2 protein-coding genes and 1 pseudogene are annotated in these 2,288 nt (G+C 73.9%); all 3 read right to left on the bottom strand.

Features of this window, described 5'->3' with window-relative positions; all coding sequences use genetic code 11:
- Positions 1-65, bottom strand: a pseudogene (locus AC51EU_RS29720) (MSMEG_4193 family putative phosphomutase); the annotation flags it as partial.
- Positions 66-123: 58 nt separating this feature from the next.
- Positions 124-912, bottom strand: a complete 789-nt coding sequence (locus AC51EU_RS29715) for a ferritin-like domain-containing protein (RefSeq protein ID WP_496270191.1) — start codon at positions 910-912, stop codon at positions 124-126.
- Between the two features lie 247 nt (positions 913-1,159).
- Positions 1,160-2,215, bottom strand: coding sequence for an LLM class F420-dependent oxidoreductase (locus AC51EU_RS29710; protein WP_496270190.1), 1,056 nt, complete (start codon positions 2,213-2,215; stop codon positions 1,160-1,162).
- Positions 2,216-2,288 lie beyond the last annotated feature (73 nt).

The following is a 2,288-nucleotide window of genomic DNA, read 5'->3' as shown; positions in this document are numbered from 1 at the left end:
CCCGCCAGGACGCCGTCGGTGTTGGCGGTGGAGCGGCCGTGCCGCACCAGGATCAGCGTGGGCATGGCAGCCAGCCTACGGCCCGGGCCGCGCCGTGCGGGAGACGTACGCAGGGGCCGGGGGTCAGACGGCCTCCGGGGCCGGTTCCGCGGGGCCGCCCAGCGCGTCGCGCCGCGCGGGCATCCGGAGGCTGGTCATCCGCCGCCAGCCGCCCAGCCGTTCGTAGAGGTACCGGGCCCGGACACCGGCGGCGAGCAGCGCCGACTTGGCCGGCGACCAGCGCAGGATGCGGCCCATGTGCTCCATCACCGCCAGGCTGACGTCCCGGTAGACGGCGGTCTCGGCGCGCGCGCAGTCCCGCAGGACGCGCCGGATCACCCGGCCGTGTCCCGCGCGGGAGAGCCGCAGCAACTCCTCGTGGCAGTAGGCGAGATGGTTCGTCTCGTCCCGGGAGATCATCCGGACCGCCCTGCCCACCTCGGGGTGGTCGCCGAAGTACGCGGTGAGCATCGTCATCTGGTCGGCGGCGCGCTGCTCGGTGACCCTGCTGTGGGCGAGGTAGGTGATGACGTCGTGCTCGGCGAGCCGTTCGTCGCGGCGCAGCGTGCTGTGGGCCAGGCCGATGCCGTGGCGCTCCAGCAGCATGGTGTAGTCGGTCTCCGCCGGGACCCGGGCGGGCGCCAGGCCGCGTTTGCGCAGCAGGGCCCGGAAGATCCGGCCGTGTTTGTCCTCGTCCGCGCCGTGCCGGGCGACCTTGGGCGCGAGATGGCGCTGGGAGGCGGGCAGCAGGGCGGCGATCCGGCCGTTCTCCCAGCCGCCCTGGCTCTCACCGCTGGCCGCGATGGAGCAGAACAGGCGGTACGCCTCGTCGTTGCCGACGATTTCCTGGAACAGGCTCCTGGCCGAGAGCATCCACGCCACCTCCGAACCGACACCACTGGGGAAAGCCAATGGCGGCCCGGCCTCGGCGGCAACCGCAGCCCCCCGTTCACGCGTCCGTTCGGAGGATCGGCCCCGTGGTGGCGGAGGGCGTAACCCGGCCGCGCGCGGGGGCGTTGTGCCGGGCGGAGGCCGTGGCGGGGAGACCCCCGAGCCCCCACCGCGGCCGCACCCCTCCCCGCGGCCCCGCCGGTGTCCGTGCGCCGGCGGGGCCGCCGGCTCAGGCCAGTCCGGCCTTCTCCAGTGCCTCGGTGGCCGCCCGCAGCGAGGCGATCCGCTCGTCAAGGGTGAAGCCCGCCGGGGCCAGTGTCAGCGTCGTCACCCCGGCCGCCGCGTACGCCTGCATCCGCTCGGCGATCCGCTCGACGGAGCCGAGCAGGGTGGTCTGGTCGATCAGCCGCTCGGGGACCGCGGCGGCCGCGCCGTCCTTGTCGCCGGACAGGTACGCGTCCTGGATGGCGACGGCCTCCGCCTCGTAGCCCATGCGGCGGGCCAGCCGGTTGTAGAAGTTCTGCTTGCGGCTGCCCATGCCGCCGACGTACAGCGCGGTGTACGGGCGGAACATGTCGGCGAGGGCGCTGACGTCCTTGTCCGCGCCGACGGCCAGCGGCAGCGTCGGGCAGACGTCGAAGCCGTCCATCGTCAGGCCCGCCTTCGCGCGGCCCGCCCGCAGCGGGGCGAGGGCGGTCTCCTCCAGGTGGTCGGCGGAGGGGAAGATCAGCAGGGCGCCGTCGGCGATCTCACCGGTCTGTTCGAGGTTCTTGGGCCCGATCGCGGCGATGTAGAGCGGGATGTGCTCGCGCTGCGGGTGGACGGTGAGCTTGAGCGGCTTGCCGGGGCCGCCGGGCAGCGGCAGCGTCCAGTGCTCGCCCTCGTAGCTCAGCCGTTCGCGGGACATGGCGCGGCGGACGATCTCGACGTACTCGCGGGTGCGGGCCAGCGGCTTGTCGAACTTCACGCCGTACCAGCCCTCGGAGACCTGCGGCCCCGAGACTCCGAGCCCGAGGCGGAAGCGGCCGCCGGAGAGCGAGTCGAGGGTCGCGGCGGTCATCGCGGTCATCGCGGGCGTACGGGCCGGGATCTGGAAGATCGCCGAACCGACGTCGATGCGCTCGGTCTGCGCGGCCACCCAGGACAGCACCGTGGGCGCGTCGGACCCGTACGCCTCGGCCGCCCAGCAGACGGCGTACCCGAGGCGGTCGGCCTCCTGCGCCACGGCGAGGTTGTCCCCGTCCATGCCGGCGCCCCAGTAGCCGAGATTGATCCCGAGCCTCATGCCGCTCCCCTTACCCGTCGGTAACGTCACTGTTGCGGGGGACTCTAGCGCGGGGTGGGGGCAGGCGTCACCG

The sequence above is a fragment of the Candidatus Streptomyces philanthi genome, from assembly GCF_059553635.1.
The sequence above is the reverse complement of the archived record's forward strand: the minus strand, read 5'-3'. Positions and strand labels throughout refer to the sequence as shown.

Coding starts and splice junctions, on each gene's coding strand:
- AC51EU_RS29715 (WP_496270191.1), bottom strand. CDS start 912: ATGCTCTCGGCCAGGAGCCTGTTCCAGGAAATCGTCGGCAACGACGAG.
- AC51EU_RS29710 (WP_496270190.1), bottom strand. CDS start 2,215: ATGAGGCTCGGGATCAATCTCGGCTACTGGGGCGCCGGCATGGACGGG.